Source organism: Stenotrophomonas sp. 05L413, from assembly GCF_056397945.1.
This window is the reverse complement of sequence record NZ_JBFTOL010000010.1, coordinates 1-25,430: the sequence shown is the minus strand read 5'-3', so window position 1 is coordinate 25,430 and position 25,430 is coordinate 1. Positions and strand designations below refer to the sequence as shown.

26 protein-coding genes are annotated in these 25,430 nt (G+C 67.1%); all 26 read right to left on the bottom strand.

Features of this window, described 5'->3' with window-relative positions; all coding sequences use genetic code 11:
- Positions 1 to 71 precede the first annotated feature (71 nt).
- The gene (flhA, locus tag AC1DIQ_RS18545; protein WP_478050569.1) at positions 72 to 2,174 is read right to left on the bottom strand and encodes a flagellar biosynthesis protein FlhA; all 2,103 of its coding nucleotides are present in this window, start codon (positions 2,172 to 2,174) and stop codon (positions 72 to 74) included.
- Positions 2,171 to 3,301: a flagellar biosynthesis protein FlhB gene (flhB, locus tag AC1DIQ_RS18540; RefSeq protein WP_461769783.1), complete on the bottom strand. Its 1,131-nt coding sequence runs from the start codon at positions 3,299 to 3,301 to the stop codon at positions 2,171 to 2,173. The genes flhA and flhB overlap by 4 nt, the downstream gene beginning before the upstream one ends.
- A 126-nt stretch (positions 3,302 to 3,427) precedes the next feature.
- Positions 3,428 to 5,521, bottom strand: coding sequence for a putative bifunctional diguanylate cyclase/phosphodiesterase (locus AC1DIQ_RS18535; RefSeq protein ID WP_478050574.1), 2,094 nt, complete (start codon positions 5,519 to 5,521; stop codon positions 3,428 to 3,430).
- Positions 5,522 to 5,727: 206 nt separating this feature from the next.
- The gene (gene fliR, locus AC1DIQ_RS18530) at positions 5,728 to 6,519 is read right to left on the bottom strand and encodes a flagellar biosynthetic protein FliR (protein ID WP_478050568.1); all 792 of its coding nucleotides are present in this window, start codon (positions 6,517 to 6,519) and stop codon (positions 5,728 to 5,730) included.
- Positions 6,520 to 6,529: 10 nt separating this feature from the next.
- The gene (locus AC1DIQ_RS18525; RefSeq protein ID WP_019184809.1) at positions 6,530 to 6,799 is read right to left on the bottom strand and encodes a flagellar biosynthetic protein FliQ; all 270 of its coding nucleotides are present in this window, start codon (positions 6,797 to 6,799) and stop codon (positions 6,530 to 6,532) included.
- 39 nt (positions 6,800 to 6,838) lie between these two features.
- Positions 6,839 to 7,621: a flagellar type III secretion system pore protein FliP gene (gene fliP, locus AC1DIQ_RS18520; protein WP_461769784.1), complete on the bottom strand. Its 783-nt coding sequence runs from the start codon at positions 7,619 to 7,621 to the stop codon at positions 6,839 to 6,841.
- A gap of 2 nt (positions 7,622 to 7,623) precedes the next feature.
- Positions 7,624 to 8,025, bottom strand: a complete 402-nt coding sequence (gene fliO, locus AC1DIQ_RS18515; protein WP_461769785.1) for a flagellar biosynthetic protein FliO — start codon at positions 8,023 to 8,025, stop codon at positions 7,624 to 7,626.
- A complete protein-coding gene (gene fliN / locus AC1DIQ_RS18510; protein WP_121036738.1) occupies positions 8,022 to 8,360 on the bottom strand; it encodes a flagellar motor switch protein FliN in 339 nt (112 codons plus the stop codon). The genes fliO and fliN overlap by 4 nt, the downstream gene beginning before the upstream one ends.
- Positions 8,357 to 9,364: a flagellar motor switch protein FliM gene (gene fliM / locus AC1DIQ_RS18505; protein WP_121036739.1), complete on the bottom strand. Its 1,008-nt coding sequence runs from the start codon at positions 9,362 to 9,364 to the stop codon at positions 8,357 to 8,359. The genes fliN and fliM overlap by 4 nt, the downstream gene beginning before the upstream one ends.
- A gap of 8 nt (positions 9,365 to 9,372) precedes the next feature.
- Complete coding sequence (locus AC1DIQ_RS18500; protein ID WP_121036740.1) at positions 9,373 to 9,891, bottom strand: flagellar basal body-associated FliL family protein; 519 nt, start codon at positions 9,889 to 9,891, stop codon at positions 9,373 to 9,375.
- 116 nt (positions 9,892 to 10,007) lie between these two features.
- Positions 10,008 to 11,174, bottom strand: coding sequence for a flagellar hook-length control protein FliK (locus tag AC1DIQ_RS18495; protein WP_478050573.1), 1,167 nt, complete (start codon positions 11,172 to 11,174; stop codon positions 10,008 to 10,010).
- Positions 11,174 to 11,632, bottom strand: a complete 459-nt coding sequence (gene fliJ / locus AC1DIQ_RS18490; protein ID WP_179458999.1) for a flagellar export protein FliJ — start codon at positions 11,630 to 11,632, stop codon at positions 11,174 to 11,176. The genes AC1DIQ_RS18495 and fliJ overlap by 1 nt, the downstream gene beginning before the upstream one ends.
- A gap of 3 nt (positions 11,633 to 11,635) precedes the next feature.
- Entirely contained in the window at positions 11,636 to 13,015 is a 1,380-nt protein-coding gene (locus tag AC1DIQ_RS18485) for a FliI/YscN family ATPase (RefSeq protein WP_121036743.1), read from the bottom strand.
- A complete protein-coding gene (locus tag AC1DIQ_RS18480; RefSeq protein WP_282259446.1) occupies positions 13,012 to 13,647 on the bottom strand; it encodes a FliH/SctL family protein in 636 nt (211 codons plus the stop codon). The genes AC1DIQ_RS18485 and AC1DIQ_RS18480 overlap by 4 nt, the downstream gene beginning before the upstream one ends.
- Entirely contained in the window at positions 13,644 to 14,630 is a 987-nt protein-coding gene (gene fliG / locus AC1DIQ_RS18475; protein ID WP_026070041.1) for a flagellar motor switch protein FliG, read from the bottom strand. The genes AC1DIQ_RS18480 and fliG overlap by 4 nt, the downstream gene beginning before the upstream one ends.
- A 13-nt stretch (positions 14,631 to 14,643) precedes the next feature.
- Positions 14,644 to 16,284 (bottom strand): flagellar basal-body MS-ring/collar protein FliF, encoded by a 1,641-nt coding sequence (gene fliF, locus AC1DIQ_RS18470; RefSeq protein ID WP_478050567.1) that lies wholly within the window; start codon positions 16,282 to 16,284, stop codon positions 14,644 to 14,646.
- A 12-nt stretch (positions 16,285 to 16,296) separates the two neighbouring features.
- A complete protein-coding gene (gene fliE, locus AC1DIQ_RS18465) occupies positions 16,297 to 16,659 on the bottom strand; it encodes a flagellar hook-basal body complex protein FliE (RefSeq protein WP_121036746.1) in 363 nt (120 codons plus the stop codon).
- A 295-nt stretch (positions 16,660 to 16,954) separates the two neighbouring features.
- On the bottom strand, positions 16,955 to 18,451 hold the full coding sequence (locus AC1DIQ_RS18460; protein ID WP_121036747.1) for a sigma-54 dependent transcriptional regulator: 1,497 nt from the start codon (positions 18,449 to 18,451) through the stop codon (positions 16,955 to 16,957).
- Entirely contained in the window at positions 18,448 to 18,825 is a 378-nt protein-coding gene (locus AC1DIQ_RS18455; protein ID WP_026070040.1) for a response regulator, read from the bottom strand. The genes AC1DIQ_RS18460 and AC1DIQ_RS18455 overlap by 4 nt, the downstream gene beginning before the upstream one ends.
- A gap of 14 nt (positions 18,826 to 18,839) precedes the next feature.
- Entirely contained in the window at positions 18,840 to 20,252 is a 1,413-nt protein-coding gene (gene rpoN / locus AC1DIQ_RS18450; RefSeq protein WP_121036748.1) for an RNA polymerase factor sigma-54, read from the bottom strand.
- 263 nt (positions 20,253 to 20,515) lie between these two features.
- Positions 20,516 to 21,148, bottom strand: coding sequence for a response regulator (locus AC1DIQ_RS18445; protein ID WP_121036749.1), 633 nt, complete (start codon positions 21,146 to 21,148; stop codon positions 20,516 to 20,518).
- Between the two features lie 87 nt (positions 21,149 to 21,235).
- Positions 21,236 to 21,817 carry a PilZ domain-containing protein gene (locus AC1DIQ_RS18440; protein ID WP_478050566.1) on the bottom strand — a complete coding sequence of 194 codons (582 nt, stop codon included), beginning with the start codon at positions 21,815 to 21,817 and terminating at the stop codon, positions 21,236 to 21,238.
- The gene (locus tag AC1DIQ_RS18435) at positions 21,814 to 22,110 is read right to left on the bottom strand and encodes a hypothetical protein (RefSeq protein ID WP_121036751.1); all 297 of its coding nucleotides are present in this window, start codon (positions 22,108 to 22,110) and stop codon (positions 21,814 to 21,816) included. The genes AC1DIQ_RS18440 and AC1DIQ_RS18435 overlap by 4 nt, the downstream gene beginning before the upstream one ends.
- The gene (gene fliS / locus AC1DIQ_RS18430; RefSeq protein WP_121036752.1) at positions 22,107 to 22,523 is read right to left on the bottom strand and encodes a flagellar export chaperone FliS; all 417 of its coding nucleotides are present in this window, start codon (positions 22,521 to 22,523) and stop codon (positions 22,107 to 22,109) included. The genes AC1DIQ_RS18435 and fliS overlap by 4 nt, the downstream gene beginning before the upstream one ends.
- 128 nt (positions 22,524 to 22,651) lie before the next feature.
- Complete coding sequence (gene fliD / locus AC1DIQ_RS18425) at positions 22,652 to 24,034, bottom strand: flagellar filament capping protein FliD (RefSeq protein WP_121036753.1); 1,383 nt, start codon at positions 24,032 to 24,034, stop codon at positions 22,652 to 22,654.
- Between the two features lie 454 nt (positions 24,035 to 24,488).
- Positions 24,489 to 25,430: flagellin (locus tag AC1DIQ_RS18420; protein WP_478050565.1), on the bottom strand; the 942-nt coding region annotated here is incomplete at its 5' end.

Below are 25,430 nucleotides of genomic sequence, written 5' to 3'. Positions count from 1 at the left end.
CCTTTATTTCCTGCTGCGGTGAAATCGAATGAGGTGTCTGTTTTCTGTCGCGGTGCCGTCGGGTGTCCGGCTCAACTGATCGTGCCGACCAGCTTCAACCGTTTGTCCTCGGGCACCTCGCTGTAGGCGAGTACGGACAGCGAGGGGACGCTGTGGCGTACCAGCCGTGCCAGCGCGGCACGTACCGGGCCGGGCACCAGCACGACCGCCGGCTCGTTCTTCGCTTCCTGCTTGCCGACACATTCGGCCAGGCTTTGATGCAGTCGCTCGGCGAGTCCGGGTTCCAGCGCGGCGCCGTTGCCCTGTGTGGACTCCTGCAAGACGCGTTCCAGTTGCGGGTTGAGGGTGAAGACCGGCAGCTCCGGCGACATCCCGGCGATCTCCTGCACGATGAAACGGCCCAGCGCATTGCGCACGGCAGCGGTGAGCACGGCCGGGTCCTGGCTGGTCGGCGCGCTTTCCACCAGCGATTCAACGATCTTGCGCAGCTGGCGGATCGGAATGCGCTCGATCAGCAGGTTCTGCAGCACGCGCACCACGGCCGACAGCGGCAGCGACTTGGGTGTCAGATCTTCGACCAGCTTCGGCGCGCTCTTGGCCAGGTTGGCCAGCAACTGCTGCACTTCTTCATGGCCAAGCAGCTCCGGGGCGTGCTCGCGGATCAGGTGCGACAGATGGGTGGCGACCACGGTGGCCGGGTCGACCACGGTGTAGCCCATCGATTCGGCATTGGCACGCTGGTGTGGCTGGATCCAGGTCGCATCCAGCCCGAAGGCAGGATCCTTGCCGGCGATGCCCTCCAGCGTGCCCAGGGCGCTGCCCGGGTCCAACGCGAGTTCGCGGTCGGGGTGGATCTCGGCGGTGGCCACCGGCACGCCGTGGATCAGCAGGCGATACGCGGTGGCCGGCAGTTCCAGGTTGTCGCGGATATGCACGGAGGGAATCAGGAAGCCGATGTCGTGGGTGAGCTTGCGGCGCACGCCCTTGATCCGCGCCATCAGCTCGCCGCCCTGGTTCTTGTCCACCAGCGGAATCAACCGGTAGCCGACTTCCAGGCCGAGCGGATCGACCGGGCGCAGCTCATCCCAGGTCAGCTCGGCGGTGGGCGAGGGCGCCGCGCCGGGCAGGCCGAGGGTATCGGAACGGTTGGCGGCGGGAGATTCGGCGGCGCGGGCTTCGGCCGTGCTCTTCTTCCAGGCCTTCCAGGCGATGAAGAAGAGGATCGCGGCCAGCGTCAAGAAGGCGACGTTGGGCATGCCCGGCACCAGGCCGACCACCGCCAGAATCGCGGCGGCGATGGTCAGCGCGCGGTACTGGCCGAACACCTGGCCCATCATGGCCTGGGCCATGTCCTGCGAGCGCGAGGCGCGGGTGACCAGCATGGCGACCGCCGAGGACACCAGCAGCGCCGGGAGCTGGGCGACCAGGCCGTCACCGATGGAGAGCAGGGTGTAGGTCGCGGCGGCATCACCGAACGGCATGCCGTGCTGGAGCACGCCGACCGCCAGGCCACCGACCAGGTTGATGAACAGGATCAGGATGCCGGCGATCGCATCGCCGCGGATGAACTTGCTGGCACCGTCCATCGCACCGTAGAAGTCGGCTTCCTCGCGGACCTCCTCACGACGGGCCTTGGCCTCTTCACGCGTCAGCAAACCGGCGTTGAGATCGGCGTCGATCGCCATCTGCTTGCCGGGCATGGCATCGAGGATGAAGCGTGCGGTCACTTCGGAGACGCGCCCGGCCCCCTTGGTGATCACCACGAAGTTGATGATGGTCAGGATCGCGAACACCACGATGCCGACCGCGTAGTTGCCGCCGATCACGAACTCACCGAACGAGGCGATCACCTTGCCGGCCGCTTCGTGGCCGTTCTGACCATTGAGCAGGATCACACGGGTGGAGGCCACGTTCAAGGCCAGCCGCAGCATCGTGGTGACCAGCAGCACGATCGGGAAGATGGTGAAGTCCAGCGGGCGCTTCACGTAGACCACCGCCAGCAGCACCATCAGCGAGATGGCGATGTTGAAGGTGAACAGCGCATCGAGCACCGGCGGTGCCAGCGGCACCACCACCATGGCCAGCAGGGCCAGCACGATCAGCGGGGCACCCAGCCCGTGGCGGATCATGTCCAGCGCGCGGCGCACGTTCATCCCGGCAGGTTGCGCGCTCATGGGCGGCCTCCCTTGCCGAATTCATCGATGTCGATGCTCGGTGCCGCCGGCATCGGGCCGGTCCCCCAACTGCGCAGCTGGTAGACGTAGGAGAGCACCTGGGCCACGGCCGAATACAGTCTCACGGGAATTTCCTTTCCAAGTTGACCTTCCCGATACAAGGCGCGTGCCAAAGGCGGGGCGGAGACGATGGCGACCTTGTTGCCGTCGGCCACTTCACGGATGCGCAGGGCGGTTTCATCCACGCCCAGGGCGACCACGGTAGGCGCGCCCATCTTTCCGCCTTCGTACTTCAGGGCGACCGCGTAGTGGGTGGGGTTGACCACCACGACATCGGCCGTGGGCACCGCTTCCATCATCCGGCGGTTGGACATCTGCTGCTGCAGCTGGCGGATACGGCCCTTGACCTCGGGGCTGCCCTCGCTTTCCTTCATTTCCCGGCGCAGCTCTTCACGGGTCATCTTCAGCTTGCGCATCCAGTTCCAGCGCTGGTACGGCGCATCGATGGCGGCCAGCAGCATCATCGCGCCGCCGGTGGCCAGCATCAGCTTCAGGGTGAAGCCCAGGCCGTGCACCATCGCCGCTTCCAGGGGCTGGTTGAGCAGGTCGCGCAGCGGTCGCACGCCGTGCCACACCACCAGCCCCGCCGCGGTGCCGACGAAGGCGATGCGCAGCAGCGACTTGGTGAACTCGGCGATCGCTTCAGGCCCGTAGAGGCGCTTCATGCCGGCCATCGGGCTGAGCCGCTTGAAATCGGGCATCAGCGACTTGTTCGACCAGCGCAGCCCGCCCATCACCACCGGCGACAGGAAACTGGCCAACAGGCAGATCACCACGAGCGGCCACATGCCCAGCAGCAGGCGCAGCAGCAGCTCGCCGAAGTGGCCGAACAGCGCCTGGGGATGCAGGCGCAGGCCCGGCTCGGGGCTGAGCGCGAACTGCATCCAGGTCTTGGCGTTGCGGGCGATGGTGCCGGAGAACGCCATCAGCGCCAGCACGCCGGCACCGAACACGGCCGCCGTCGCCAGCTCCCGCGAGCGCGGGATGTTGCCCTGTTCCCGGGCATCGCGCAGGCGTTTTTCGGTGGGTAATTCGGTCTTTTCGCCGGCTTGTTCGTTCTCGGACATCAGGGCACGACACGGGAGGAGATACCCGGGTCCGTGCAAGAACCGTTCCGTGACCAGCCGGTTACCGGGCCGGCATCACCCGGCTGCGGCGTCCGGCCGTTGGGGCGCCTTCCAGCCTGCCGCCACTTACACCCGTGGGCGGGGCAGATCATGCAGCTGCATGAAGCGCTGGGCGTCTACCGGTCTACCCAGCAGATAGCCCTGCAGGTAATCGCAGCCCAACCGTTCCAGGTAGGCGCGCTGACCGACGGTCTCGACCCCCTCGGCGACGATATCCATGTCCAGCGCATGCCCCAGGGCCACGATCGCCGAGACGATCACCACATCCTCGGAGCTGTTTTCCAGGTCGCGCACGAACGCATGGTCGATCTTGATCTCGGTGGCGGGCAGGCGTTTGAGATACAACAGGCTCGAGTAGCCGGTACCGAAGTCATCGATGGAGATGCCCACCCCCAACGCCGCCATGGCCTGCAACAGGGTCAGGCTGGCCTCGGTATCGCGCATCACCGTGTTTTCGGTGATCTCCAGGATCAGCCGGCGCGGCTCGATACGATGGGTCTGCAGCGCCTCGCGCACTTCCTTCAGCAGGTTGGGCGAGGCGAACTGGATCGGCGAGAGATTCACCGACACCGTCCAGCCGTCATGCCCGGCGTCGTGCCACACGCGCAGCTGGCGGCAGGCTTCATCCAGTGCCCAGCGCCCGATCTCGTTGATCACGCCACTGCGCTCGGCCAGCCGGATGAAACGGTCCGGCGGAATCAGGCCCTGTTGCGGATGCCGCCAGCGGATCAACGCTTCGGCGCCGCTGATGGATTGCCCGGCGACGCGGGTCTTGGGCTGGTAGTGCAGGAACAGCTGCTCGCTGCCGATGGCGCGGCGCAGGTCGGCCAGCAGCTGGAACTGCTGCTCGGCGCTGTCATTCATCCAGTCCGCAAACAGCACGTAGGCGTTGCGACCGGCTTCCTTGGCCTGGTACATCGCCGCATCGGCGAAGGCCATCAGCTGGCGCTCGCTGGCGGCGTGGTCCGGGCAGATCGCGATGCCGATGCTGGCGGTCACCTGCAGGTCGTGGCGCGGCAGCAGTGGCTCGTTGCCGACGGTCTGGATGAGCCGACTGGCCAGTGTCGCCACGTCCTCGTCGTTCTCGATCGGCACCACCAGCACGAACTCATCGCCGCCCAGCCGCGCCAGCATGTCCGCCGGCCGCAGCAGCTTGCGGGTGCGGTCGGCGACGGCCACCAGCAGCGCATCGCCGGTCTGGTGGCCGTAGGCATCGTTGACCTGCTTGAAGCCGTCCAGATCCATGAACATGACCGCGAAGCGGCTGCCGCGCTGTTCGGCCTCGGCCAAGGCCTGCTCGATGCGCTGCTGCAGCAGCCGGCGGTTCGGCAGGCGGGTCAGGGGGTCGTGCAGGGCGGCCTGGGTCAACTCCGCCTGCGCATCATCCAGCGAGCTGCTCAGGTCGGTATTGCGCAGCCGCAGCAGCTGCGCCTCCATGCGCTGGTCCAGCCAGGACACGATCAAGACCACCGCCAGGATCGCGATGGTCAGGGCCAGCACCACCAGTGCCAGCCATTGCGCCTGCAGGCCATCACCGGCCGCAGCACCGCAGATGCTGCCCGCCGGAAAGCGGGCGGCGGCCATGCCGGTGTAATGCATGCCCACGATCGCGGTGCCCAGCACCAGTGCAGGTGCGGCGCGGTCGCGCAGGCGCCGGTGGGTGCTGCGCAGGCGGAAGGCAATGAACAGGGCCGTCCACGAGGCCGCCACTGCGATCAGCAGCGACAGCGCCACCCAGCCGGCGTGGTAGTCGATCCCGGGCTGCATGTGCAGCGCGGCCATGCCCAGGTAATGCATCGAGGCGATGCCACTGCCCATCAGCACGGCGCCAAGTGCCAGCCGCCCGTGCGGCAGGGTCGGCTGCGAGACCAGCCACAGCGCGAAGATGGAGGAGGCCATGGCGGCCAGCAGCGAGACGGTGGTCAGGCCAAGCGCATAGCCGAGCGGGATCGGCAACTGGAAGGCGAGCATGCCGATGAAGTGCATCGACCAGATGCCCAGCCCCATCGCGCAGCCGCCGCCGACCAACCACAACCAGGTGGTGCGGCGCGTGGTGGCGGTCGTCACCCGGCTGGACATATCCAGTGCGGTGAAGGAGGCCAGTACTGCGACAAGAAACGAAATCACCACCAACCACGGGGTATAGCTGCCGATCAGCATGGAAGACACTCTCCCTGGTCAACATCTGAGCGATACGACAGGACACCCGGCCATCACCGCAAAGACACGGTGAAGATTCTGTCATTGCGTTGCAAAGGCGTTTGCGGCCGAGCGGTCAAGACTACCGTCAGGCCCCCGGTGCCCCGCAAGTGGCGTTGGTGCCCCCAACCCATGGCGGCACGCGGTGTCCCGCCGCGTGTCCCGGGTCAGCGACTGACGCTGTCGGCGGCATCGAACGCCGCATCGAACAGGCGTTGCACGGGCGGGCCCATCTCACCGGCCAGCACGGTCAGCAGGAACAGCCCCAGCAACAGCGCGACCGGCAGGCCGAGCTGGATAGGGTTCAACGCAGGCGCTGCACGGGCCAGCACGCCGAAGGCCAGGTTGATCGCGAGCATCGCCACGGTCAGCGGCAGTGCCAGCGTGAGCGCGCCACGGAACACCTGCAGCAGGAAGGTCGGGGCGATGCTCAGGAATGCCTGCGGATCGGGCAGCGAGGTGCCGATCGGCAAGGCCTTGTAGCTGTCCATCAACAGCGAGATCAGCGCCAGGTGGCCGTTGACGGTGAAGAACAGCAGGCCGAACAGCAGATAGAACCACTGCCCGATCACGCCGGAACTGCCGCCGCGCAGCGGATCGCTCATCTGTGCAAAGGCCAGGCCGGTGCCCTGGGCGACCAGCTCGCCAGCCATGGCACCGGCCTCGAAGACCAGGCGCAGCACGAAGCCGATCGAGACACCGATCGCCAGTTCGCGGGCAATGGTCAGCACCGCAGCCGCATCGAAGCCGGTCCATTCGGGCACCGGCGGCAGCATCGGCGACAGCGCGATCGCCAATGCGCCGGCAAGCAGCACGCGGATCCGTGACGGCACCGCGCGCGTACCGATCAGCGGCATGGCCATCAGCATCGCGCCGATGCGCAGCATGGTCCACAGGATCGTGCCGATCATGCCGAAGGCCTGCAGGCCATCGGCGGCCATCTGGGTCGCGGAATCCACGGCGGCTGCCTCAGCCGATCAGATGCGGAATGCGCTGGAACAGCAGCGTGGTGTATTCGACCAGGTGGCCGATCAGCAGGCTGCCGAGGGCGAACAGCACCACGGTCAATGCCGCGGCCTTGGCGACGAAGGCGATGGTGGGTTCGTTGAGCTGGGTCGCGGCCTGGACCACGCCAACCACCACGCCGACGATCAGCACGGTGAGCAGCAGCGGGCCGGCAACCCACAGCACGGTGATCAGGCCACCACGCAGTTCGGTCAGGGCAAGTTCGGGCGTCATGTCAGTCTCGGGTCCGTATCGATCAACAGGGCGGGGCGGTCAGACCGCATTGAAGCTGGCGGCCAACGTGCCCACCACCAGAACCCAGCCATCCACCAGCACGAACAACAGGATCTTGAACGGGGCGGAGACCAGCATCGGCGAGAGCATCATCATGCCCATCGACATCAGTACGCTGGCCACGACCAGATCGATGATCACGAACGGAATGAAGATCAGGAAGCCGATTTCGAAGGCGGTCTTGAGCTCGCTGGTGACGAACGAGGCGACCAGGATCGGGAACGGGATGGCATCCGGGCTGTCGTAGGTGCCGTGGCCGGCCATGCCGGCAAAGGTCATCAGATCGGTCTCGCGGATCTGCGCCAGCATGAAGGCGCGCAGCGGCTGGGTAGTCAGGGTCCAGGCGGTCTGGAAATCGATCTCGCCGTTGAGGTACGGCGCCATGCCGCTGCCCCACGCCTTCTGCCACACCGGCAGCATCACCATCGCGGTGAGGAACAGCGCCAGGCCGAGCAGCACCTGGTTGGACGGGGTCTGGCCGGTGCCCAGCGCCTGGCGCAGCAGGCCCAGCACGATGATGATGCGGGTGAACGCGGTCAGCACCAGCAGCATCGACGGAATCAGGGTGATCGCCGTCATCAGCAGCAACGTCTGCAGCGGCAGGCTGACCGGCTGCCCGCCGATCTTGCCGACATTCACATCCGGCAGCGCCGGCACACCCGGTACGCCGGGTGCGGCCCAGGCCAGGGCCGGCAGCGCGCACAGCAGGGCGATGAGCAACAGCGGCAGGTATCGGGTCCAGGAAGTACGGGGGCCACGCATGGTCAGGGTTCCTTGCGCAGCCGCTGTTGCAGCAGCTGGGCGAAATTCGGGAGGTGTTTGAAATCGGGAAGGCGTGCCGGCGTCGGGGCCGGCAGGGGTTCGGGTAGCTGATGCAGCGTGTTGATGCCGCCGGCAGTGACACCCAGCAGCAGCTGGGTGCCATTGACCTCGACCACCACCACGCGCTCTTTCGCGCCGACGGTCAGGCTGGCGACCACGCGCAGCCCTTCGGCCGGGCGGAAGCCGCTGCCGGGCATGCGCTTGAGCAGCCAGCCCAGCCCGATGATCAACGCCAGCACGCCGAGCAGTGCCAGCACCGCACCGAACATGCCCGGTGCAGTGGCGGCATGCTGGCCGACCTTGACGGTCGAGGCGCCGGCCGCGATCAGCAGCCCGGCACTCAACGCAGTCTCCGGATCCGTTCGCTCGGGCTGACCACGTCGGTCAGGCGCACGCCGAAGCGGTCGTTGATTACCACCACCTCGCCATGGGCGATCAGGGTGCCGTTGACGAACACGTCCAGCGATTCGCCGGCACCGCGCTCCAGTTCCACCACCGAGCCCTGGTTGAGCTGCAGCAGGTTGCGGATCGGCAGGCGGGCGCGGCCCACTTCCAGCGACAGCGTCACTGGCACATCCAGGATCACATCCAGGTTGAGCTCGTCGCCGACCGTGGTGTCATCGGACTGCAGCTGGGTGAACTGCGCCGGTGCCGGCGCGTTGGATTCGATATCGTTCATTGCGGGTCTTCCTGCAGTACGGGAACGCGTGGGCGGGTGCCCGGGGGATGGGTGGCGGTGATCTTCACCGCGTTGAAGCCGTTGGCGACGCCGAACTCGCCGGTGAACACCGGCACGTTTTCCACGCACACCGGCACCTGCTTGGGCAGCTCGATGGGCAGCACGTCGCCGATCTTCAGCTTGGTCAGGTCGCGCAGGCTCATGCGCTTGGTGGCCAGGACGGTGGAGAGCGTGACCTCGGCGATGTTGAGTTGCTCGCGCAGCATCACGCCCCAGCTGGCGTCGCGGTCGTTGCGGTCGCTCTGGATGCCCGCATCAAGCAGCTCGCGGATCGGTTCGAGCATCGAGTAGGGCAGGGTGACGTGGATGTCGCCGCCACCCCCGTCAAGCTCGACATGCAGGCGGCACACCACTACGTACTCGCGCGGCGTCACGATGTTGGCGAAGTGCGGATTGATCTCGGAGTTGATGTACTCCAGCTCCACATCCATCACCGGTGCCCAGGCTTCCTGCAGATCGGCGAAGGTCTGCTTGAGTAGCAGGTGGATCACGCGCATCTCGGTGGCGGTGAACTCGCGGCCTTCGATGCGGGTCGGGTAGCGCCCATCACCGCCGAAGAAGTTGTCCACGATCGCGAACACCAGCGTCGGCTCGAACACGATCAGCCCGGTCCCGCGCAGCGGCTTGAAGCGGATCAGGTTGAGGTTGGTCGGCACGTACAGCGAGTGCATGTAGTCGTTGAACTTGATCAGCTCGATGCCCCGCACGGAGAGCTCGGCCGAGCGGCGGATCAGGTTGAACAGGCCGATGCGCCACAGGCGCGCGAAGCGCTCGTTGACCATTTCCAGGGTTGGCATGCGGCCGCGGATGATGCGGTCCTGACTGGCGAAATCGTACGAGCGCGCCTCGCCGGGCGTGGGCGCATCGATGTCGGTCTCGACCGCACCGGAGTCCACGCCATGCAGCAGGGCATCGATCTCGTCCTGGGAAAGCAGGTCATTCATGGTCGCCCTTACTGGGTCACGAAACTGGTGAACAGCAATTCGTCGGCACCGGGCTTGCCGGTCTCGGCCTTGAGCAGCTTCTGCACTTCAGCCAGCGAACTGGCCTGCAGGCGCTCTTTGCCGGCGCGGTCGGCGATGTCGCTCGGCTCGACCTGGGAGAACAGCATCAGCAGCTTGGCGCGGATGGCCGGCGCATGCAGCTTGATCGCCTCCATCGCGGCCGGGTCGCGGCTCATCAGCTGCACTTCGACCTGCAGGTAGCGCGGGCCGTCGAAGCTGCTGTTGAGGTTGACCACGAACGGTGGCTCAAGGCCGAAGTACTGGGCCGGGGCAGGCACCGCGGATTTGCTGGCGGCCGGCTTGGCGGCCTTGTCATCGTGCTTGGACTGGGTGAAGTACCAGACCCCGCCGCCGGCGGCGCCAGCGGCGAGCACCGCGACCAGGGCGGTGACCAGGAGCGGACTGCGCGGCTTGGCGGTCTTGTCCTTGTCGGCGGATTTCTTGGTTTTATCGGCGGCTGCGGCCACGAGGGGAAGCTCCAGAGGATTGCTTCCTGCCTACATGCAAAGGTCGTGCCTGAATGCTGAAGATGACGCGTGTCGGGTTTCTGGCGGCGCGGTTGGGCCCGCGCCGCCGCGTGCGATCACGCGTAGGCGTCGACCAGGCCGCGCTGGCGGATCAACTGCGAAGGCGACAGCGTGGTGTCGGCCAGCGCCGGTTCTCCGTCGTCGCCGTTCATTCCGCCGCGGCCATCGCCACGTCCGCCATCGGGCGCGTTCTGCTCGTGGCCTACATCGGCATTGCCAAGCTGGAAGCCCTGCTCGCCAAGCAGGTCGCGCAGGCGCGGCAGGCTGCTTTCCAGTGCATGGCGCACGTCGGCGTGGGCGCTGGTGAAGGTCGCATGGACCTTGTCGCCGTCCAGCTGCAGGCGCACCTCGATCGGACCGAGGTCGTTCGGGGTGATCTTGATGTGGGCGTGGCCGATCTTCTGGTCCGCCAGCCAACCGACGCGCGCGCCGACGGCATCGTCGAAATCCTCACCCCCCAGGTGCGGGGTGGCGGTAGGCGAGCCGGTGAACAGGCTGGCCACCGTGGGCTTGGCCTCGGTCATGCCCTGCAGCGCATGCAGCAGCGGGCTGGCAGGGGCATCGGGGCCGTCGTTGGTGGCCGCGTTCAAGGCGTCCGTGAAGGTCTTGAGCAGCGGGGCATCGTCGGCCGGCGCGGCGTCGGTGGCCAAGGCGGGCAGGGCGATGCTGCCGTCGGTGGATGGCGCGGCGGCCAGCGCCGGGGTGGTGGTGTTGGCGTCCGGGGCTGCGGTGGCCAAGGCCGGCAGGGCCGCATTGGCGCCCGCGGCGGCACCGGTCGCCACGGGTGTGACGGGCGTGACCGGCGGGGGCGCCGGTACCGGCAGACCGTTCAATGCCAGCCCGGCCAGCCCCAGCGGTGGCCATGCGGCTTCGGTGTCGTCGGCCGGTTCGGCGGCCGGCTTCTCCGCCGTGGCCGGTGCTGTGGCAGTGGCATCGGTGGTGGCGACCTTGTCGTCGGCCTTCTTGGCGCCGGGCGTGGCCGGGCGCGTCGCTGCGTCCTTGTCCTGGCCGGGCGGAGTGGTGGTAGTGGTGGTGCTCTTGGCCGCATCGCGGCTGCTGCCCGACCTGCGCGGCGTGTCGTTGCGCGGTGCCTCATTGCCCGGCTTGAGCAGCGCGTCAAAGTCCCGACGGTCGGTGCCGCTGGCGCTGTCCGCGCGGGGGCTGGCCGAGGTGCCGCCCGCATTCTGTGCGGATGCGGCGCCGCCGAGCAGGGCGGGGGGCATCACGGGGTGCCTCCGTTCTCGCTGTCTTCGCGCTGCGCCTGGCGCGAGCGGCGGGCGCCGAGGTCGTCCATCTCGCGCTGGTCGCGGCGGTCGGTGACCACCTTCTCCTGCGCGCGGTAGCTGGCGGCGAGCTGTTCCAGCACCTGCTTGTCACGGCTGGCCAGCAACAGGCGGGCGCGCTCGGCGTCCACCTTCTCGCGGTTGTTGTCCACGGTCTGGCGCTGCTGGGCGACCGCACTGTCCAGGCGATCCAGGAAGGCGCGGCGGTTCATCAGCTGGGCCGGGCTGGTGGCCGACATCTGGGCACCGGCGTACTCCTCGGCATAACGGCGCAGCTCATCCAGGCGCGACACATGCGTGTCGAGCGCACGCTGGCGCTCGGCCAGGTCGCGGGCGACCTCGTCTTCGTGGTCCTGGGCTCGTTTCAGCAAGGGGTCGAAGCGCTTGGATTGGATCATGGCTTAACTCTCTGGTTCCACCAGCCGCTTGAGGGCGGCCTGACTGTGCGGCAGGTCGGCGGCTTTGCCGACGTCCTGGCCGAGGAATTCAACAATGTCCGACCAGCGCTCCAGCGCCTCGTCGGTCGCCGGGTCGTTGCCGCGCTGATACGCACCGATCGCGATCAGGTCGCGGTTGGACGAATACGCCGAGACCAGCCGCTTGAGCTTGCGGATGCGCAGCCGCCACGGCTCGTCGGCGATTTCCGTGACCACGCGGCTGACCGAGGATTCCACGTCGATGGCCGGGTACAGACCGCTGTCGGCGACGCGGCGCGAGAGCAGGATGTGGCCGTCAAGAATCGCGCGTGCGGCATCGGCGATCGGATCCTGCGGATCATCGCCTTCGGTCAGCACGGTGTAGAACGCGGTGATCGAGCCGCGGCCCTTGGCACCGTTGCCGGCGCGCTCGACCAGGGCCGGCAGCTTGGCGAACACGGACGGCGGATAGCCGCGCGTGGTCGGCGGCTCACCGACCGACAGGCCGATTTCGCGCTGGGCCTGCGCGAAGCGGGTCAGCGAATCCATCAGCAGCAGGACGTTCAAGCCCTGGTCGCGGAACCACTCGGCGATCGCGGTCGCGCGGTAGGCACCGTGCAGGCGGGCCAAGGGCGGGCGGTCGGCCGGGCTGGCCACCACCACGGCGCGGCGCAGGCCTTCTTCGCCCAGCGTGCTTTCCACGAAATCGCGGACTTCGCGGCCACGCTCGCCGATCAGGCCGACCACGATGACATCGGCGGCGGTGTAGCGGGTCATCATGCCCAGCAGGGTCGATTTACCGACACCGGAGCCTGCGAACAGGCCGACACGTTGGCCACGGCCGATCGGCAGCAGGGCGTTGATCGCGCGCACGCCCACGTCCAGCGGCTGGGTGATCGGCTCGCGTGCGAGCGGGTTGATCGAGACGCCGGCCATGCCGACGGTACCTTCGGCGCGGATCGGGCCCTTGCCATCCAGCGGCACGCCGTCGCTGTCGATCACGCGCCCGAGCAGGCCTTCGCCCACTTCCACACCGCCCCGGCCGAGCGAGGGCACCACCCGCGCATTGGGCAGCAGGCCGTGCAGTTCGGCGCTGGGCATCAGGTAGGTGCGTTCGCCGGCGAAGCCGACCACTTCGGCATCGACCCAGCCACCGTCGGCCACTTCGACCTTGCAGCTGGCGCCCATCGGCGCTTCACAGCCGACTGCTTCCAGCGTCAGGCCGACCGCACGGCGCAGCACGCCTTCGCGGATCAGGCCGCGGCCATGGGCGGTATCGGGGCGGATGTTGTCCAGCCGCGAAGCCAGCCGCAGGTTGCGTGCGGCAGTCCAATCGGCGGGCGGGGGCAGGGTCTCGGTGTTCATGGGGTGGTTCCGGCTTTGCGGATGACCGCATCCAGGGCGCCGCGCAGGCGAGCGTCGAGCGTGCCGTCGATGCGCACGGCCTCGGCATGCACGCGCAGGTCGCCGCGGCTCAGGCTCAGATCCGGCGTCAGGCGCTGGTTCGGGGCCAGGTTGAGCACCGGCGCCAGCGCAGCGATGTCGTCCGGATGCAGGCGGACTTCCACGTCGCGGCTCGCGCCACCGACGGCATCCAGGGCCTCGTTGACCAGCTGCGCCAGCAGTTCCGGTTCGGCCTCGTAGGCACGCCCGACCAGGTTGCCGGCCACCCGCACCGCCAGCTCGCCCAGTGCGGCGACCACCTCGTTCTCCAGCCGCACCAGTGGCCGGCTGAAGTTGTCCAGGATGCCTTCGATCTGGGCGATCAGCCGGCGCACTTCCGCTTGGCCCTGGGCCAGGCCTTCGGCGTGACCGTGATCAAAGCCGTCTTTCTCGGCGTTGTCCTGGATCGCCTGGATTTCTTCCAGGGTCGGCAGCTGCAGCAGCGGTTCCGGCTCGTGGTCCGGATCCGGTTCGGTGAGTTCGAACTGCTGTTCCGGCGGCGGCTCGGGCACCGCCAGCAGGTCCGGGGCAAGCCAGCGCACGGCGTTGTTCACAGCATGGCCTCCGCGTTGCCGCCAATGGTGACGGTGCCTTCATCGGCCATCCGCTTGACGATCGCCAGGATCTCGCGCTGCGCCACTTCCACATCGGACAGGCGCACCGGGCCGCGGGCCTCCATGTCTTCGAGCAGGATTTCAGCGGCACGCTGGGACATGTTGCGGGTGATCTTGTCGCGCACCTTGATGTCGGCGCCGCGCAGGGCCAGGCCGAGGCGCTCGCCGCTGACTTCGCGCAGCACCAGCTGCAGTTCGCGGTCGTCCAGGTCCACCAGATCGTCGAACACGAACATCAGGTCCTGGATGCGGCCGCTCAGCGGGGCATCGATGCGGGCGATCTCACCGAGGATTGCCTGGTCCTGGCCGCTGTCCATGAAGTTCAGGATGTTGGCCGCACACTGCACGCCGCCCACGTTGGATGACTTCAGGTTCTGGTTGCCGGCGAACTGGCGCTCCATGATCTCGTTGAGCTCATTGAGCGCGTTCGGCGGAATGCCATCCAGCGTGGCGATACGCAGCAGCACGTCCACGCGGGTGCGTTCGGGCAGCAGCTTGAGCGCGTCGGCGGCCTGGTCGGTTTCCAGGTGGGCCATCACGATGGCGATGATCTGCGGGTGCTCGTTGCGCACCAGGTCAGCCACGGCACGCGGATCCATCCACTTCAGCGCGTCCAGGCCGGTGGTGTTGCGCCCCAGCAGGATGCGGTCGATCAGGCTGCCGGCTTTTTCGGTGCCCAGCGCCTGCACCAGCATGTTGCGGATGTAGTCGTCCGAGCCCACGCCCAGCGAGGTCTTGGAGCCCAGCTCGCTGCCGAACTGGTCCATGACCCGCTCGACCTGCTCGCGGGTGATGTCGGTCATGGTCGCCATGGCGATGCCGATCTTCTGGACTTCCTTGGGCTCCATGTGGCGCAGCACTTCGGCCGCGTCCAGTTCACCCAGCGAAAGCAGCAGGACGGCGGCGCGCTGAACGCCGGTCAGCGGGGGAGGTGCATCAATCATTGGCCACCCAGCCCTTGACCACCTGGGCCACGCGCTTGGAATCGGTCTTTACAGCTTCACGCGCCATGCGCAGTCGTTCCTCGTAAGAGTCCACCGGCAGCGCCAGCGGTTCATGTCCGGCCGCGTGCAGGCGCTCGCTGCCGATCGCCGGCAGCCCTTCGCCATCGTCGACCAGCTGCACATCGGCACTATGGGGTTCCAGCTCGTCATCGTTGGACTTGGTCTGGCCGGTGATCGAGCGCAGCGCCGGGCGCAGCACACCGAACACCAGGGCCAGCACCACGATCGCGCCGAGCAGCAGGCGCAATGCGTCCTGCACCTGCGGCAGCTCCCACCACTTCGGCCCTTCGACCGGGGTGACTTCGCGCACGAACGGGGCATTCATGACCGAGACCGTGTCGCCACGCTCGGCATCGAAGCCGACCGCCTGCTTGACCAGCGCTTCGATGCGGGTCAGCTCGGCCGCCGAGAGGGCCTGGTCGGCCATCTTGCCGTTGGCACCGGCGCGCGGCACGTTGTCCACCAGTACCGCCACCGAGACGCGCTTGATGCGGCCGGCTGGCTGGCGGGTGTGCTGCAGGGTGCGGTCCAGCTCGTAGTTGCGGGTCGCGTTCTTGGAGGATTCCGTCGGCGCCTGCGCCGTGGCCGGCGCGGCGGCCGGGCCGGGCGGGGTATTGCTGGCCGCGCCGGGCACGCCCTGCGGACCGGGCACGTTGCTGCTGTTTTCGCTCATCTGCTCGCTGCGCAGCTTCTGCGGCTCGCCGTTGTAGAGCTCACGGGCTTCTTCCATCACCGAGAAGTCCATGTCCACGCTGACTTCCGGGTTGACGCGGCCGGGACCGGTCATCGGCTCGAGCAGCTCGCGGATGCGCTGGTTGAACGAGGTTTCCTGGCGGCGCACCTGCTCGAACTGCGCGGCGTTCATGGCCGCTTCGCTGTTCGGGTCGGAGACGCTGAGCATGCGCCCGCTCTGGTCGACCACGGTGACGCGCTCGGGCGCCAGGTCCGGAATGCTGGCCGCGACCATGTGCACGATCGCATCGATCTGGCCGCGTTCAAGCTGCTGGCCACCGCGCAGCTCCAGCACCACCGAGGCGCTGGCCACGTCACGCTGGCGGGTGAAGGCGCTGGGCTTGGGAATGGCCAGATGCACGCGCGAATCGCGGACCGGGCGCAGCGTGTTGATGGTGCGGGAAAGCTCGGTTTCCAGCGAGTGCTGGTAGCGGGCGTTTTCCATGAACTGGCTGACGCCGAAGCCGGGGTCACGCTCCATCAGTTCAAAGCCCAGGCGGCCGCTGTCGGTCAGGCCGGAGCCGGCCAGCTTCAGGCGGGCATCGTGCAGGTTCTTTTCCGGCACGGTGATGCCGCCGGTGGCGGGATCCAGCTGGAAGGGAATCTGTGCCGCGCGCAGCAGGTCGGTGGCCTCGGCCGTGGCCTTCTGGTCCAGACCGGTGTACAGGGGCACCATGCCCGGCTTCTGCGACCAGAAGAACACGAACAGCCCTGCCGCCACGGCCACGGCGATCATCGCCATCAGGCCGAGCCGACGGGTGATCTGCAGGCTTTGCAGCCGGTCGAACCACTGCCCAGCCTTTTCGGTGTTCAGCGATTCTTTGGAGAGCGACAGGGCCATGCGTTTCTATCCTTACAGCGGCATGTTCATCACGTCCTGATAAGCCTGGACGAGACGGTTACGGACTTCCACGGTGGCGCGGAAGGCGATCTGGGACTGCTGCGAGGCGACCATGACCTTGGCCAGGTCCGCACCGGGTTCACCCAGTTCGAAGGACTTGGCCAGGGCGCCGGATTTCTGTTGCGCATCGTTGACGCCGGCGATGGCGCCCCGCAGGGTTTCGGTGAAGCTGGGGCCCTGGATCTCCTGGGGGGATACCAGGCCCTGGATGGCATTGCTGCGCGGCACCTCCGTCAGCGGGCTGACGGTGGGCTGGCCCATCTGGGTCTGGAAGGTGCGGATCTGAGAAAGGATCGAGGTGACGGAGTGCGACATCTGGAACGTTCCGAAGCAGGGGTGGGTTACACGGGAATACGTTGCAAGTGCTGTGCCGAAACGGATGGGTGGTTCAGTTTTGTAGGGGTGGCGCGGGTTTGCGTATTCAGCGGCGCCTGCAGGCGCGGCCGTGATGTTCGTGAGGCGCCGGGGAGCGGCCGAGCGGCGGTGTGACGCGCTGGCGTGCCGGAGAGTCGACGCCGGAAAACCGGCGGAGGTTGCGCGATACGTGCGAGCAGAACCACAAAAAAGCCCGGGACATGCCCGGGCGTCTGGTTTCCATGTGTTGATCGGCTCAGCCAGCCAGTTCGGTCTGGTCGCGTTCGATGCCGTACTTGCGCAGCTTTTCCACCAGGGTGGTGCGGCGCAGGCCGAGCAGCTGGGCGGCGTGGGCGACGACGCCCTGGGTGCGTTCCAGCGCTTCGTTGATCAGGTTCAACTCGATGTTGGCCATGTGGTTGCGCAGGTCCAGGCCATCGTCGGGCAGGGCCGGCGCGCGGCTGACGGGGCCGATGCCGCTGTCCAGGGCCGGGGTGCTCTGGGCGCCCGGAGTGTGGAAGGAGAAGCTGCGCAGGTCGAGGCGTTCGTCGGCCACGGCGGCTGGCGCAGCGACGGCCACCGGCGCGGCGGCAGCGAAGTCACCGCGGTAGCGGGCCGGCAGGTCCTGCACGCGCACGTTGCCACTGGGGTGCAGCACGGCGAGGCGCTCGACCAGGTTGGTCAGCTCGCGCACGTTGCCGGGCCACTCGTAGGCGGCCAGGGCCTGCAGCGCTTCGCCGGTGAACCGCACTTCGCCACGCCCGGTACGGGCCAGCTGGCCGGCGATGGTGGTGACCAGTGCAGGCAGGTCTTCGCTGCGCTCGCGCAGGGCCGGCACATCGATCGGGAACACGTTGAGGCGATAGAACAGATCCTCGCGGAACTTTCCGTCGGCGATGCGCGATTCGAGATCGCGGTGGGTGGCGGCGATCACGCGCACGTTGCAACGGATGGTCTGGTTGCCACCGACGCGCTCGAAGCTGCGCTCCTGCAGCACGCGCAGCAGCTTGACCTGCATCGGCAGGCTCATGTCGCCGATTTCATCCAGCAGCAGGGTGCCGCCCTCGGCCATTTCGAAACGACCCTTGCGGGCGCTCAGTGCGCCGGTGAAGGCGCCCTTTTCGTGACCGAACAATTCGCTTTCCAGCAGGTCGGCCGGAATGGCGCCGCAGTTGATCGCCACGAACGGGCCGTCGCGGCGCGGCGAGCGCTGGTGGATCGAGCGCGAGACCACTTCTTTGCCGGTGCCCGATTCGCCCAGCACCAGCACGGTGGTGTCGAACGCGGCGACCTGTTCGATCATCCGGCGCAGCTGGGTGACGGCCGCGCCATCGCCGGTTGGCCCCTGGTCCTGCACGGCGCCGGCCTGGTGCTCGGCATCCAGGCGCTTGAGGCTGGCACGGCGCAGCAGGCCTTCCATCTGCGCGTGGCGCAGCGGCGCTTCCAATGGCCACACATTGGCCTCGTGCAGGCCGAACTGCTGGGCGAAGGCAGTGGTGTCGCCGTCGATCAGCATCACCGGCGGGGGCAGGGCACCCTTGCCCAGCCAGGCAAACAGCGCGTCGCTGCGCTCGGAAGTGTCCAGCCCACCGATGATCGCGGCCATCCAGTCGTTCGGGCGGTGGCGGGTGATGTCGAAATCGTTGGCATCGGCCACCCAGCGCGGGTTGAAATCCATGAACTCCAGCAGGGCGACGGTGCGCTCGGCGCGGACGGCGTCGTTGTCCAGTACCAGGATGCGTGATTCGCTCATGATCCGTTCCCCTTCAGGCCTTCCAGGATCGGCATCACTTCCTGGATGTAGGACAGCTTGCTGACGAAGTTGTCGGCCCCGGCGCGCAGGGCATGCTCGCGGTGTTCGGCGTCATCGAAGTGGCTGGCGATGACGATGTACGGCGCGTCATCCTGGGATTTGATCAGGCGGGTCGCCTGCAGGCCGCCCATCTCCGGCATGGCCAGATCCATCAGCACCACCTTCGGGCGCAGCGACTCGGAGCGTTCGATCGCTTCCAGGCCATTGGCGGCGCTGCCGATCACATCGAGCCAATCGACCTTGCGGAAGTGGCGCATGGCGGCGTTGATGAAACCCTCGTGGTCGTCGACCAGCAGGACGGTGAGCTTGTTCATGTCTTCCATTTCCTTCAGCCCACCCGGGCCAGGAGGTGCGGGGTGCTGGCATGGCTGCGGCGGCGTTCGCGCGCCGGGGCGATGTCCAGTTGTTCGCGGTATTTTGCAACGGTACGGCGGGCGATGTTCACCCCTTGGCGCGAAAGCAGGCCGGCGATGGCTTCATCGGCGAGCGGGCGCGCCGCCGGTTCGGATTCGATGAGACGGCGCACCATGGCCTTGACGGCCTGGCCGGAGACGCTGGCACCTTCCAGGCGCACCGCGAAGAAGTGCTTCAGCTCCAGCGTGCCGCGCGGGGTCTGCAGGTACTTGCCGGTGGTGATGCGCGAAACGGTGGACTCGTGCATGCCGATCTCGTCGGCCACTTCCTTCAGGGTGAGCGGCGCCATGGCTTCTTCGCCACGGGTCAGGAAGCCGGCCTGGCGTTCGATGATCACGCGGGCCGTGCGCAGCAGCGTGTCGTAACGCATCGACAGGCCGCGGGTCAGCCAGCGCGCTTCCTGCAGCATGTCGCGCAGTGGCTGTGCAGCTTCGCTGGTCTCGGCCAGGGCCTGTTCGTACTGCGGGTTGATGCTGAGGCGGCGGCTGGTGGCCGGATTCAGCGCGACGCGCCACTGGCCATCGGCATGCCAGGCGACCACGTCCGGAATCACCACGCCATTGCTGTCCGGCAACAGGCTCTCGCCCGGGCGCGGCTGCAGCGACAGGATCAGCCGGACGGCCTCATGGATGTCGGCGACCTCGGCGTCCAGCTGCTGGGCCAGGGCCGGGTAATCGTGTGCGGCCAGCGCGGTCAGGCCGTCGTCGAGCACACGCTGGGCGAGGTGGCGGGCCGGCACGCGGCCGGGCAGGGCGCGCAGCTGCACGCTCAGGCATTCGTACAGGTCCTGCGCGGCCAGGCCGATTGGATCGCCGTGCAGGATCTGCTGGCGGACCGCTTCCACACCGGCAGCGTCCACATCGCAGCGCGCACTGGCGAGCAGGGTCAGCTGGGCAAGCGGGGCATCCAGATAGCCGGCGTCGTCGCAGTGCTCCAGCCAGAAACCGGCCACGGTCAGTTCGCGGTCATCCAGCTCCATCGCCAGGCGCTGCAGGGCACGCAGCTGCGGATCGGAGGATTCCCCGGCCGCCACGCGCTGCATGCGGTCATCGTCACCGTCCTGCCAACCGGCACCGGCCACATCCCACATAGTGCTTTCGGGCAGTTCGTCGAAGGCGGCCACGTCCTGGGTGGTGGTGGCTTCGGCAGTCTCGGCGGCCGCCGGCTCCGGGGCTTCTTCAATCTCGAGCAGCGGGTTGGTCTCAAGCGCGCGGCGGATTTCCAGCTCCAGCTGCATGCCGTCGAGCTGGAGCAGCCGGATCGACTGCAGCAGTTGCGGGGTGAGGTGAAGCTGCTGACCCATCTGGGTCGACATGGAGGCTTTCAAAGTGATGTCCCGTTCGCACCGACTCCCCGGTGCGTTATGGAACACATCTTGCTTCTCTTCCCGTACGCCGGGAATCAGGGGGTTCCTGAGTCGGGTCGTCAAATCCCTGACAGTGTGTAGGGGGAACCCCTACATCGGCGCGGTATTTTGACGGGTGTCCGGGGGCGAGACCTTGTCCTTCCGTGCCGCCGGTCGGGTCGGGCTTCAAAAATCCGTCGCCATGCGCGGCGGGCAAGGCCTGTGTGCCGGAGAACCGGCGCAGATCACTCCAGCTCGTGCTGGTGACGGGCGGCGAGCAGCACCAGATCATTGGCACGGCGGCAGCCCAGCGACTCCATCATGCGGGCGCGATGGGTCTCCACCGTCTTGACGCTGATGCCCAGGTCCGCGGCGATTTCCTTGTTGCTCTCGCCCTTGCCGATCTGGCGCAGGATCTCGCGCTGGCGCGGCGAGAGGGCTGCCACGCCCACCGGCTTTTCCCTGCCCAGCATCGGGGCAAGCATCTTGGCCGAGATCTGCGGGCTCAGGAACACCTGGCCGGCATGCGCGGCGCGCAGCGCCAGTTCGAGCTCCTGCGGGGCGGCATCCTTGACCACGAAACCGACCGCGCCCCGGTCCAGCGCATCACGCACGTGCACCGCGTCGTCGTGCATGGTCATCATCACCACGCGCGAGCCGGGCGTACGCAGCAGGATGTCGCTCAGGGCTTCCAGGCCGGTGCGGCCCGGCAGGGACAGGTCCATCAGGACGACGTCCGGGGAATGCTGCACGCTCAGTTGCAGCGCCTGTTCGGCGTTGCTGGCCTCGGCGATGACCTCGACGTCGGCAAAGCCCTGCAGCAGGCGGCTGAGGCCGGCACGGACCAGGGTGTGATCATCGACGATGAGAACGCGCACAGGCTGCTAGGGGAGCGGGGAGGCCGTCACCTTAACGGAGTGAAGGCCCACCGCCAAGCCGAATGCGTCACAGTCGCGAGCGTACGGTCAGCGCAATCGTCGTGCTTCGGCGATCTGGCGGCGGTGCAGGCGGAACAGATGCCGCTCCAGGGCCATCTCCAGCGCATCGCTGAGCCCTTCAAAACGCAGCCACAGGTAATGCGCGCCGGCGCCATTGGCGGCTTCGGCCACGATCACCACGGGCAGGTCGATGTGGTCGGGCAGCCAGTCGCAGGGCTGCAGGCGGATCACGCCCATGCTGCCTGGTGCGGCGCCACTGCGCGCGCCCTGTTCCAGGCGGATGCCACGGCGCGACCAGCGCAGGGGGCGCAGCGGCAGGTCCTGGCTGCTTTGCCGCACCAGCCGGCCCAGCAGCACCATGACCAGATCCAGCTTGGCCTCCAGCCGCTGCACCTGCAGCGTGGCATCGCTGCGGTCGTCATGGCCGTCGTCGCCGCGGGCGTCTTCAACCAGCGCCACACTGCGCAGCAGGGTTTCGGCGGTGCCGGGGCGGATCACCGCGCTGCCGATGCGGAATTCGGCCGGCAGCGCCAGTTCGCAGCTCAGCGTCTCATCGAACAGCTCGCTTTCGGCCGGGTGATGGATGGCGCTGGTGCGAAGCTCGGTCATGACAGGGATTCTGCGGTCAGGTACGCCTGCGCGGCGCGAAGGGACTGGTGGCCGTTGTGGATGTGCCGGCTGGCCTCTTCGCGCTGCCGCATCATGAACAGCATGATGCGCTGCTGGCGTGCCTGCAGCGAGGACAGACCAGGAACATCGAAGCCGGCAGAGGGGCCGGCCAGGTAGTCACGCTGGGCCGCGTCGAGCGCATCCAGCTGCAGGCCCGCTTCGTCGAAGTTCTCGGCGTGCAGCGCGGTTTCCAGCGCATCCAGACGGGCGTTCAGCGCGCCAAGCGAGGTCACGGGGCGACCTGCGCGGTCTGGCGCTGCTGCTGCGGGATGGCATTCCAGGCCGCATCGATCTCGCCCAGCAGTTCAAGGGCTTCGGACAATGCGGCCGGATCGTTGTGCAGATTGGCTTCGGTCAACCGTTGCATCACGTAGTCATACAGCGAGGACAGGTTGCCGGCGATCTCGCCGCCGGCCTCATGGTCCAGCGAGCCATTGAGGTGGCCGACGATCGCGCAGACCTCGCCGATCGCCTTGCCTTTGCGTGCCTGGTCGCCGCGTTCCATGCAGGCCAGGGCAAGCCGAAGGCGTTCGCAGGCACCGGCCAGCAGCAACGCGACCAGCTTGTGCGGGTCGGCATCGGTAACCGAACTCTGCACGCCGACCTTGCGGTACTGCTCGGTGAATTGACGGTTGGAACCGTACATCAATCATGTCTCCTTCATGCGGGGCCGCGAGGTTCGCGACATCGTCGGCACCGGGTGGAGCCTGCGGGGTGTCCTGCCAGTGATATCGGCCGCGGACCGGTTCAACTTGAGTCCGCGGCCGGCATGCATCAGCCGCTGAGCTGGGAGAGCTGCGAGGTGAGGCTGCTCATGGTCTGGCTCATCTTGCTCATCAGGGCATCGAGCGCGAGGAACTGCTTTTTGTAACGTTCGGACACGCCTTCCATGCGGACATCCAGCGCCTTGCGGCGCTTGTCGATATCGGTCAGCGTGGTGTTGATGCTCTTGGTGCGCGAAACGAACGCGCCTTCCTTGCCGACGGTGGTGCTGACGTAGCCATCCACCATCGCAAACAACTTCGCCGCCGCACCGTCATCGCCGGTGAACGCCTCACGCACGGCGCCGCCCTGATTGACCAGGGCCGCGTCGAACTTGGCGGTATCCAGCACCAGGCTGCCATCAGCGTTGGGATAGGCACGGGTCTGCAGACCGATCTTCTTGGGATCCAGGCCGGCGGCCGAGAGGTCCTTGAGAATGCCGCCCATCATGCTGCGCAGCTGGCTGGAGGCGCCGCGCATCTGCGCATCGCCGGTCAGCGAGGAGGGCTCCTTGTTCTCGATGTCGTACTTGGTCGCGGTGTTGATTGCCGCGATCGCGCCGTTGTACGCCGTGACGAAGTCCTGCATCACCTTGCGTGCCGCGGCAACGTCGGTGGTGATGGTGACGGTGCTTTCGCCTTCCTTTTTCAGGTTCAGGGTGAGGCCGGGCACCACGTCAGTGACGGTGTTTTCGCTGCTGGTGATGGCCACGCCGTCGATGGTCAGCTTGGCGTCTGCGGCCGGTGTACGCTCCTTCAGGCTGGCAGCGAGGTCGGCCAGCTTGGTGTTGCCTGGTGAGGCAGTCAGCGTAATGGCGTTGGCGGCGCCCGACTTCTCCTGCGAGAGGGACAGAATCTGGTTATCGCCCGACGCGATGAGCGTGGCCTGTACGCCCGAGGCGCGGCCGGCTTTCTCGATCTTCGTCCGGATCGAGCTGAGCGTGTCGTCGGCTTCGACGTTGATGTCCAGCGTCTTCTGCTTGTCGCCGACGCCTACGGTGAGCGTCAGGGTTCCGGCGCCGAAGGTGTCTGTCTTCGGTATCGCGGTGTCCGAAATCAGCTTGTGTGCGGTAGCAAGCTTTTCCACATTGATCAGGTGCGTGCCAGCCGCAGCGGAGTTGGTGCCGCTGACCGTCAAGATCTCGTCGGTACCGGCTTTGCTGGCCGTGAACGTGCGTGCGTCGAACGCCGTATTGGCCTTCAGTGCCTTCAGTGCCGTATTCAGCGTGTCGAACGCGGATTTGACCGTGCCGATTGCCGAGAGCTGCATCTTGGCCTTGGACTGCTGCAGGTTCAGTGCGTTGTCCGCCGGCTTGCGATCGGCCGCCACCAGGCTGCTGACCATGCCGGAAATATCCAGTCCTGAACCGATGCCGCCGTAACCGAAGTCCGCCACGTTGTATCTCCTGTTTGTAGCCGCTGCCGTGAAGTCGCAGGGCGATGCCATCAACGAAAGTAGCGGCCGTAGCCGCCGGGTCTTTAGAACCACGTTGATGCAGGAGTTGTGCCAGCCAGGGCAAGGGCGGGTTTGGCACGCCGGTTGCAGGAGCCCTGGGGCAGGGGCGGCGGTCCGCGCCTCTGATAGGTGGTCTGTAAAAAACCCTCCTCCAATGCAGAGGAGGGGTCAGGCTACTGAAAAGCGGGGGGAGACGAAGCCACCCGGGGTGTTCAGTCAAACAAACAGCGCTGATAACAGTTCTGCCGCAGGGGCGGGCCATGGCCACGACGATGTGGCGACCGGGAGAGAGAGTCCGGTCCATGGCCATGGCCCGTTCCTGCGCATGCTTTGCGATGCCTCGTGTTGCCCGCGCCGCCGGCCGGAGCCGGCGGCGGGACGATGCAGCCGTGGATCAGCGCAGCAGGCTGAGCACGTTCTGCGGCACCTGGTTGGCCTGGGCCAGCATGGCCGTACCGGCCTGCTGCAGGATCTGGGTGCGGGTCAGCTCTGCGGTTTCCTTGGCGAAATCCGTGTCCTTGATGCGGCTGCGCGACGCGGACAGGTTTTCGGTCGAGGTCTGCAGGTTGGCCACCACCGAGGTGAAGCGGTTCTGGATGGCGCCGAGGTCTGCACGGGTGCTGTTGATGGAACCAAGAGCCTTATCAACGATTGTGATGGCCTGCTGAGCACTGTCGACGTCACTGATGTTGACATCGCTGAGCTGCTTAGCAGCAGGCGCAGTTGCGGTGCCGGCGATGGCGCTGGTGGTGAAGTTACCCCCAGTCGTTACGGCTGCCTTGATCGCGCTGAACTTGCCATCGCTGTCCACGCTCTCCTTCACCGAGGTGAGCTTGATCGAGTCAGTCGGTCGGGCCGGAGTCGCGGCGGCGTCTGCCGGCAAGAGCTCAGCATAGATGCCCGTCTCGCCGATCTTGCCGTTGATTGCGGCGATGGTTGCCTTGTTGGCTGCTGCCAAGTCATCTGCAGCAACGCCAGTGCTGACGAACGTGATGTCACCGATTGCCACGCCTGCGGTCGGCAGGCCGCCGCCCGTGAGCGTGGGACCCTTGATGGTCACTTCCTGGCCCGCCACGCCTGCCGTGCCGGCGGTGAGCGTCAGGGTGGCGCTGTCGAAAACGCTTCCGCCCAAAGCATTCGCCTTGGCGTCGACTACCTTGTCGATTGCAATGGCTTGGCCGGAATTCGCACCCACCTGGAACAGCTGGCTCGAGAACGAACCATCAAGCAGCTTGGTGCCGTTGAACTCCGACTGCTTGGCAACGCGGTCGATTTCGCTGACCAGCTGGGTCACTTCGGCCTGCAGGGCCTTGCGATCGCTGGCGGAGTTGGTCGC

Coding starts and splice junctions, on each gene's coding strand:
- flhA (WP_478050569.1), bottom strand. CDS start 2,174: ATGAGCGCGCAACCTGCCGGGATGAACGTGCGCCGCGCGCTGGACATG.
- flhB (WP_461769783.1), bottom strand. CDS start 3,301: ATGTCCGAGAACGAACAAGCCGGCGAAAAGACCGAATTACCCACCGAA.
- AC1DIQ_RS18535 (WP_478050574.1), bottom strand. CDS start 5,521: ATGCTGATCGGCAGCTATACCCCGTGGTTGGTGGTGATTTCGTTTCTT.
- AC1DIQ_RS18525 (WP_019184809.1), bottom strand. CDS start 6,799: ATGACGCCCGAACTTGCCCTGACCGAACTGCGTGGTGGCCTGATCACC.
- fliP (WP_461769784.1), bottom strand. CDS start 7,621: ATGCGTGGCCCCCGTACTTCCTGGACCCGATACCTGCCGCTGTTGCTC.
- fliN (WP_121036738.1), bottom strand. CDS start 8,360: ATGAACGATATCGAATCCAACGCGCCGGCACCGGCGCAGTTCACCCAG.
- fliM (WP_121036739.1), bottom strand. CDS start 9,364: ATGAATGACCTGCTTTCCCAGGACGAGATCGATGCCCTGCTGCATGGC.
- AC1DIQ_RS18495 (WP_478050573.1), bottom strand. CDS start 11,174: ATGCCCCCCGCCCTGCTCGGCGGCGCCGCATCCGCACAGAATGCGGGC.
- fliJ (WP_179458999.1), bottom strand. CDS start 11,632: ATGATCCAATCCAAGCGCTTCGACCCCTTGCTGAAACGAGCCCAGGAC.
- AC1DIQ_RS18485 (WP_121036743.1), bottom strand. CDS start 13,015: ATGAACACCGAGACCCTGCCCCCGCCCGCCGATTGGACTGCCGCACGC.
- fliF (WP_478050567.1), bottom strand. CDS start 16,284: ATGGCCCTGTCGCTCTCCAAAGAATCGCTGAACACCGAAAAGGCTGGG.
- fliE (WP_121036746.1), bottom strand. CDS start 16,659: ATGTCGCACTCCGTCACCTCGATCCTTTCTCAGATCCGCACCTTCCAG.
- AC1DIQ_RS18460 (WP_121036747.1), bottom strand. CDS start 18,451: ATGAGCGAATCACGCATCCTGGTACTGGACAACGACGCCGTCCGCGCC.
- AC1DIQ_RS18455 (WP_026070040.1), bottom strand. CDS start 18,825: ATGAACAAGCTCACCGTCCTGCTGGTCGACGACCACGAGGGTTTCATC.
- AC1DIQ_RS18440 (WP_478050566.1), bottom strand. CDS start 21,817: ATGACCGAGCTTCGCACCAGCGCCATCCATCACCCGGCCGAAAGCGAG.
- fliS (WP_121036752.1), bottom strand. CDS start 22,523: ATGTACGGTTCCAACCGTCAATTCACCGAGCAGTACCGCAAGGTCGGC.